Source organism: Clostridium coskatii (assembly GCF_001675205.1).
In the GTDB taxonomy this organism is placed as follows: domain Bacteria; phylum Bacillota; class Clostridia; order Clostridiales; family Clostridiaceae; genus Clostridium_B; species Clostridium_B ljungdahlii.
This window is the reverse complement of record NZ_LROR01000051.1, coordinates 38,401-45,884: the sequence shown is the minus strand read 5'-3', so window position 1 is coordinate 45,884 and position 7,484 is coordinate 38,401. Positions and strand designations below refer to the sequence as shown.

General features: G+C 33.0%; 8 protein-coding genes. 6 read left to right on the top strand and 2 right to left on the bottom strand.

Features of this window, described 5'->3' with window-relative positions; genetic code table 11:
* Nucleotides 1-112: 112 nt before the first annotated feature.
* Nucleotides 113-406 (bottom strand): heavy-metal-associated domain-containing protein, encoded by a 294-nt coding sequence (locus tag CLCOS_RS11375; RefSeq protein ID WP_063602309.1) that lies wholly within the window; start codon nucleotides 404-406, stop codon nucleotides 113-115.
* Nucleotides 407-694: 288 nt separating this feature from the next.
* Between CLCOS_RS11375 and CLCOS_RS11370 the strand changes: the two genes are divergently transcribed.
* From CLCOS_RS11370 to CLCOS_RS11355, 4 genes are read left to right on the top strand one after another with little or no spacing between them, the layout of a single operon-like run.
* Nucleotides 695-1,504, top strand: coding sequence for an electron transfer flavoprotein subunit beta/FixA family protein (locus CLCOS_RS11370; RefSeq protein ID WP_063602308.1), 810 nt, complete (start codon nucleotides 695-697; stop codon nucleotides 1,502-1,504).
* Nucleotides 1,492-2,781 (top strand): FAD-binding protein, encoded by a 1,290-nt coding sequence (locus CLCOS_RS11365; protein ID WP_063602307.1) that lies wholly within the window; start codon nucleotides 1,492-1,494, stop codon nucleotides 2,779-2,781. The genes CLCOS_RS11370 and CLCOS_RS11365 overlap by 13 nt, the downstream gene beginning before the upstream one ends.
* A 3-nt stretch (nucleotides 2,782-2,784) precedes the next feature.
* A complete protein-coding gene (locus CLCOS_RS11360; RefSeq protein WP_063602306.1) occupies nucleotides 2,785-4,080 on the top strand; it encodes an FAD-dependent oxidoreductase in 1,296 nt (431 codons plus the stop codon).
* Nucleotides 4,080-4,373, top strand: coding sequence for a ferredoxin family protein (locus CLCOS_RS11355; protein ID WP_063602305.1), 294 nt, complete (start codon nucleotides 4,080-4,082; stop codon nucleotides 4,371-4,373). The genes CLCOS_RS11360 and CLCOS_RS11355 overlap by 1 nt, the downstream gene beginning before the upstream one ends.
* 298 nt (nucleotides 4,374-4,671) lie before the next feature.
* Here CLCOS_RS11355 and CLCOS_RS11350 read toward each other — a convergent pair whose 3' ends face one another.
* Complete coding sequence (locus tag CLCOS_RS11350) at nucleotides 4,672-5,649, bottom strand: DUF1259 domain-containing protein (RefSeq protein ID WP_063602304.1); 978 nt, start codon at nucleotides 5,647-5,649, stop codon at nucleotides 4,672-4,674.
* Nucleotides 5,650-5,875: 226 nt separating this feature from the next.
* Here CLCOS_RS11350 and CLCOS_RS22665 point away from each other — a divergent pair, with 226 nt between their 5' ends.
* Together CLCOS_RS22665 and CLCOS_RS22660 are read left to right on the top strand one after the other, a co-directional pair.
* Nucleotides 5,876-6,544: a hypothetical protein gene (locus CLCOS_RS22665; protein WP_063602303.1), complete on the top strand. Its 669-nt coding sequence runs from the start codon at nucleotides 5,876-5,878 to the stop codon at nucleotides 6,542-6,544.
* A complete protein-coding gene (locus CLCOS_RS22660) occupies nucleotides 6,541-7,377 on the top strand; it encodes a metallophosphoesterase family protein (protein ID WP_204524442.1) in 837 nt (278 codons plus the stop codon). Before CLCOS_RS22665 ends, CLCOS_RS22660 begins: the two co-directional genes overlap by 4 nt.
* Nucleotides 7,378-7,484 lie beyond the last annotated feature (107 nt).

Here is a 7,484-nt window from a genome sequence, read left to right as displayed (position 1 = left end):
TTTATCATGCAGTCAAGGGTGGCGGTTCTAACAATCAAACCTTATTTTAGAAAAAATTCACAATCACCTAAGCTCTTACAAGCATATTTTTTGGAGTTATTTTTTTCATAGCTCACTTTACACTATCAGAATTACCTATAAGAATAATAGCCATTCCTACCAGTAATATTCCAGCAAACCCAAGGTTTGAAGAGTTTTCAGTACTATAACCAGTACTATTTATACAATCTTTTATATCCTTTAGATTGCAAAGTTCAGAATCATATTCTATGTCTACAAATTGACCACTATAGTTGGCTTTTGCATTAAAAACTCCCACTAATTTTTTTAATACTCTTTCTATAGTTTTTTCACAAGATGTACAAGTCATGTTGTATACTTTTAATCTTATATTTTTTATACTCATAAATTCACCTCACCAGTATATTATTATTTTTATTCTATAAGCTGAGTACATTGGTATAGTCCTCACATTGTAAATACATTTAATAGCTATAATATACAGAATAGTTGTGTAGAAGTTATAAAGATTTATATAAAAAATATTTGCATAACCAAACTTGTTTTAAATAAATTTTTTAAATTATTTAATCTTCATTTTTTCTTCATATGAGACTTATATAATAGAGCACAAATAATGAAAAATGATTGTAAATAATAATTTTAAATAAAAATTGAAGGAGTTGTTGTTTAGTTGCATATTTTAGTTTGTGTGAAACAAGTACCGGATACTACAGAAATTAAAATGGATCCAAAAACAAATACTTTAGATAGATCAAGCGCACCTACAATTATTAATCCTTATGATGCACATGCAGTAGAAGAAGCTGTGAAAATTAAAAATAAGTTTGGAGGTAAGGTTTCTATTATATCAATGGGGCCGCCACAAGCAGAGGAAGTTATTAAAAAGTGTATTGAAATGGGAGCTGATGAAGGGTATCTTCTTTCAGATAGAGCATTTGCTGGTTCTGATACTCTAGCTACAAGTTATATACTTTCAATGGGAATAAAAAAAATAATGGAGAAAGAGGCTATTGATTTAGTGTTTTGTGGAGAGCAAGCTATAGATGGAGATACAGCTCAGGTTGGACCAGGTATTGCATCAAGACTTGAAATACCTCAGTTAACCTATGTGGAAAAAATAAAGTTTTTAAATTTAAAAAATAATACTGTGGTAATACACAGAAAAATTGATAATGGCTATGAAGTTGTTGAATCAAAACTTCCATGCTTAATCACAGTAGAAAAAGATATAAATGATTTAAGTTTTTCTCCACTATCAAATATTATTAGAGCAGCACGTTATAAAGCAACAGTTTGGGGAATTAATGATTTTGAAGCAGATATGAGTCAATTAGGGCTTAAAGGATCGCCAACTTCAGTTCGACGTATATTTCCACCACCTCAAAGGTCCGGTGGGGAGTTACTAAAAGGCAACATTGATGAGGTGGTAAAACAGCTTACAAATAGCTTGAAAGGAGGAATAGTTAGATGGCAGTTATAATTACAGATTCTTGTATTGGATGTGAATCCTGTATCCCAATTTGCCCCTTCGATGCATTGGGGATTAATGGAGAAGGTAAATTAGTGGCTAGTAAAGAAAAATGTACTGAATGTGGAAAGTGTGTATCGGTGTGTCCAGTTTCTGCGTTAAATATTTCAGGTATCAACAAGAAAGCCAATGATATCTCGAAGAATGAGACTAAGGAAGGTAGCAAAGCTTCAAAGTCAGAAAAACCTACTGGAGATGTATGGGTCTTTGCAGAACAATTAGAAGGTAAGCTGTCTTCTGTTACTCTTGAACTTATTGGTGCTGCAAGAAAGCTTGCTTCAAAATTAGAGGTAAAGGTATGTACAGTTTTATTAGGTGATAAAGTTGAATCTATAATACCTGAGCTTTTTGCATATGGTGCAGATACCATATATGTTATAGATGATGAAGTATTTCATTTTTATAGAGCAGAGACTTATAATAGAGCTTTCTGCTATTTAATAGATAAGTATAAACCAGAAATATTATTAATGGGAGCAACAACTACGGGAAGAGATTTAGCTGGTGCCGTTGCAACTGCATTGAAAACTGGACTTACAGCAGACTGTACCGGACTAGATATTGACTTAGAAAAAAGAGTATTGCTTGCCAGTCGCCCAGCCTTTGGAGGAAATATAATGGCAACAATAGTATGTGAGAAACACCGTCCCCAAATGGCTACTGTGCGTCCAAGAGTTATGCCGATGTCAGAAGCTGAAGTAAATAAAACAGGTTATATAGTTAGAGAGACTTTCAAAATTGAAGAAAAATCTCTTAAGACTTGGGTGCTTGAGGTTATTAAAGAACAGGCAGAAAATGCAAAACTTGAAGATGCTAAAATTATAGTTTGTGGTGGACGTGGTGTGCAGAATCAGGAAGGATTTAAGTTGCTAGAGGAGTTAGCAAAGGTTGTTGGAGGTGTAGTTGCAGGAAGTCGTGGTGCTGTTGAGAAAGGTTTAGTAGATCATAAACGTCAAGTTGGTCAGACAGGACAAACAGTATCCCCAAAACTATACTTTGCTATAGGAATTTCTGGTGCAATACAGCATACCGTTGGAATGCAAGGAGCTGAAACAATAGTTTGTATAAATACAGATTCTGAATGTGAAATGATGAAGTTGGCTACTTATGGAATAGAGGGAGATGTTTTTGAAGTATTACCTAAATTAATTAGTAGTTTTAAGGAAGCACTCGGAGATAGTTCACAGTTAAAAACTGAAGATTTATGTGCAATTGCGAAGGAGGTTTAAAGATTGGCTGAAAAGTTTGATGTTATTGTTGTAGGCGCTGGTGTTGCGGGACTTGCAGCAGCATATGTAATGGCAAAAGAAGGTCTAAACGTTATTGTTATTGAAAAAGGTAAATACCCTGGCTCTAAAAATGTTATGGGAGGGGTGTTATACCGCCATATGATGGATGAGATTATTCCAGAGTTTTGGAAGGAAGCGCCTCTTGAACGTCCTATTGTAGAACAAAACTTTTGGTTACTAGGTAAAGAATCCGCAGCTAAAACCGGTTATAGAGGAATGGAGTGGTCAAAGCCCCCTTATAACAACTTTACAGTTTTTAGAGGTAAGTTTGATCAGTGGTTTTCAAAAAAATGCATGGAAACTGGAGCATTAATTGTCAACGAGACTGTTGTAAAGGAATGTATTGTAGAAAACAATAAAGTTGTTGGAGTTAGAACAGATAGACCAGATGGAGATATTTATGCTGATGTGGTTGTTCTTGCAGATGGAGTTAATTCATTGCTAGCTAAAAACCTTGGCTTCCATAAAGAATGGTGTAAGGATCAGGTAGCTCTTGCAGTTATGGAGGAATTAAAACTGCCTTCAGATAAAATTGAAGATAGATTTAACTTAGACAAAGGTATGGGAGCAACTATAGAAATGTTTGGTGATGGAACCTTAGGTATGGTAGGTACAGCCTTTATCTATACGAACAAGGAACATATATCTATTGGCTGCGGAGCTTTGCTTTCACAGATGAGTGAAAGAAATGTTAAACCTTATGAATTATTAGAGTATATCAAGCAGCATCCTGTTATTAAGCCTTTAATTGCAGGAAGTGAAGCAAGCGAGTATTATGCACACTTAATTCCAGAAGGAGGGTATAATAGCATACCTAAATTAGTAGGGGATGGAGTACTCGTAATTGGTGATGCAGCACAGCTTGTTAATGGTATTCATAGAGAGGGATCAAATTTAGGAATGACCTCCGGACGTTTTGCTGCTGAGACTATTATACAGGCTAAGAAACTAGGCAAATCCAATGAACAAACACTTTCATGTTATCAGAAAATGCTTAAAGAAAGTTATGTTATGAAAGATCTAAAAAAATACAAGAATGCATCTACAACTATGGAAGAAAATCCGAAGTTCTTTAATCATTATATACCAGCAGCTAACAAGGTAATGAGTGAAATGTTTACTGTAGATGGAGTATCAAAGAGAGACAAGCAAAAGTTAGCTATTAAACATATGGCTGGTGGAAAATCTATATTAAGTATGGGTATGGATGGATTTAAAATATGGAGGGCGATGAAATAATGGAAGATACAAAATTAAAAGTAAATATTGATGATAAGCTGTATTTAAATACTTATAATGTAGACACTCTTTCCCACTTAGCTATAAAGGATCAAAAGATATGTGAGACATGTAAGGAAAAGACCTGTACTTTCATTTGCCCTGCTCGTGTTTATGAATGTAAGGATGGACATGTTACTGTTGGTTATGAAGGTTGTCTTGAATGTGGGGCATGTCGTATAGCTTGTTCTCATGATAATATTGATTGGAACTTCCCAAGGGGAGGGTTTGGCATACAGTTCAGGTTGGCATAGTATATTGAATTATAAAAGGTTTTGGCAAATTTTATTTGCTGAGACCTTCTTATCTATACTATAAAATTGTGCCTAAGAATGATAGCAAACAAAGTACTTGCAGACATAGTTATTTGATCTTATTAATCCTATTTCTGAATTATAAATTTTGTCAAGGTCGTGCTCTTTTAAACGTTCATTTTAGCCTTGATTAAATTTATAATTCAGGGTACCTTTTTCAAATATCAGATGGCGGTATACCACGCTTATACATAAACAACATGAAATACATTGATTTTATTAATTAAATATATGAAAGCTATTTCGCTAAATCAAGAATGAATTTAAATACTTGTGCTAATTCTTTTGGTTTGCCAACTGCCCAAAAATGCATGAAGAATAGTCGAGGAACTTCGGTAAGCATATGATTGTGAATAGCAGTTATAGCAATATTATTCTTTCTTAAGATACTTGTAACTGGATTAACTTCATCTGCTAATAAAACAAAATCACCTGTTGTGGCAACACTCCGCCCTACTGATTGAAAATTGATAGCATGTGATATCCCCATGGCTGGAGATAACTGCTGACCATCCTCTGAAATTATTGTAGTTCTTGGAACTGATAACTGCAGCACTTTATCTTTATGGGAACCTTTGTGTCCTAAAATATCTTCAATTGACTTCCAATCAACTTGAGATGGAGGTTGTTGTTTTTTTATGTTAAAGGGAGTTGAGGTTAAAGAAAGTGCATTTCTTATACCTTGAGCAAGTTTAATTGGATCCCCTTCTCCTTTAATGTGAAGGTACATAATTCGTGGTGATTCATGCAGTAGATGGTTATGAAGCCCTGTTACTTCAATTCCATTTTCAATTAGGCTTGACATAACAGGACCTACTTCATTTTCCAATAAAACAAGGTCTCCCATCATCATGCTGTGATTTCCTAATTGATTAAAGGCTACCCAGGAGGTCAGTGCTAAATCAGGTTCTATTATAATGCTATCTATTCTAACCTTCAAATCAAAACGTGGAAAAGTAAATTTAAAAACTCCTCCCGCAGTAGTACCTTCCTGAGAAAAAATTTTTTTTATGGTTTTTAAATCATATTCTGCTCTATGATTTCTAAAATTTAAGTCCTTATTTGATATTCCAATTGGAACTAATAATTTTTGCCCTTCAGATATTTGATGTGGCCCAAATATATTATTAGACATTGCAAGCATTCCGATACAAATTTTGAAACGATGCGCTATAGCATATAGTGTATCACCATGTTGAACTTTATAAGTTATCATGAAGCTTCTCTCCTACTGATTAATAAACTTTCTTTATTATTCTATTCGTTACTTTATTAAATAGTTACCAAGAAGCACTGGTGAAAACGAATAACTAAACATTTAATTTGGAATAATTAATAGAGAATAACAAAGAAGATAAGCAGCATGGCAACTTCAGAAACTAACTCCAGATCATCAGACTCTGGTAAATGATACATAGTTTATAAAATTAAGAGGTATATCTATGAAAATAAAAAAATTTATTAATTTAATACTAATTATCTTGTGCGTATGTCTTATAGTAGGTGTTGGTGCATTTATTTATAATGCTAAAGATGCTTACAAAATTAGCAGCGACTTTGTTAGTATACCGCTTAAGTTCAATTATGATGATTCTTCTTCGACATATAGTATACAAAATACACAAGTTACTGTTTATGGTGGATTTGTTAAGGGGATTAAAAATGGGGAAAACAATGTAAAAAGTCTTGTTATTAGAGCATTATCTCCACTTCCAACATTAAAAATACAAGGAACAAAATCAGCTAATGTTTCAATCTTTATTGAAAATGTTAATCCCGATTTTTATGCGAAGAGTATTGAAGGTAGTAAGCTACATATGGCAAAGGTTACCGTTAATACTTTGCAGCTTAATATTCCTGTTAGTCATGGTAAAACTATAAAAATTGAACCAGTTAAAAAAAACACGCCCAATAATGTGAATAAATATCAATATATTATTTTAGGTGATAATCGTAATGGATATGATACTTTTCAGAAAATTATTCAGCAAGTCAATGGAGAAGAACCTGTATTTGTAATAGATAATGGTGACCTTGTATTTAGTGGAAAACCTAATCAATATCGACTTTTTGACAAGATGGCATCAAAAATATCAACTACCCTATTATGACACTAGGTAATCATGACATTCGCGGTAATGGATATAATACTTATACTATGCTGTATGGTCCGTCTTATTATTCCTTTGATTTTGCAGACAGCCATTTTACATTTTTAAATTCAGCTCCAGGATGGGCTCAAAAAAGAGCAATTTCAGATGAGCAATATGTATGGCTTCAAAAGGATTTGAAAAAAGCACAAGGTAAGCGTATTTTTGTAATTACACATATACCTCCACAAGACCCAAGAAAAGGAGTTAAACCAAATAAAATATCCAATTATGAAAATGAAGTTAAGAGTGGAGAGAGCTGGGCAGAGCAAAAGCTAAATAATTACAATGAAAGTAAAGAAATGGATCATGGTTTCCAAGACCCGAAAGAGGCAGAAAAATTTGAAAATATTATGAGTACATATCATGTTGATACAGTATATTTGTCGCACATTCATAGTTATTTTGATTATACTAGAAAAGGTGTACGTTATATAATTACTGGTGGCGCAGGAGCAGAGTTATTAACAAAAAATAGCTATTATCATTATATAATAGAAAAAATCGATAATAGTAAGAGTGTTACTAGGGTTGAACTTCCATCACCAGCTAACACTTATATTACAAGGTATCTTGCAGCTACACAACTTTTTGCAAATTCAATGTATGAAGAGAATCCACTTGCGGTTGCTTTTATAATTATAGGATTTTCTTTACTAATTATCTTATTAATAATGAAAATTTATCTTAGAAAAAAACAGCCTATTAATACTTTTGGGAAATGGTTGCTTGATATTTTTAGATATGCAAGGGAAGATTTTAAGGAATTGTTTAAGAAAAAGGATACTAATTAAGATACAAATGTAAAAATGATTTTAAGTCTAATCATAATATAAGAAATGTAAACTTAAAATCATTTTTATAATTGTATCTTAATTCCAAAATCGTTCCACTAATCAAA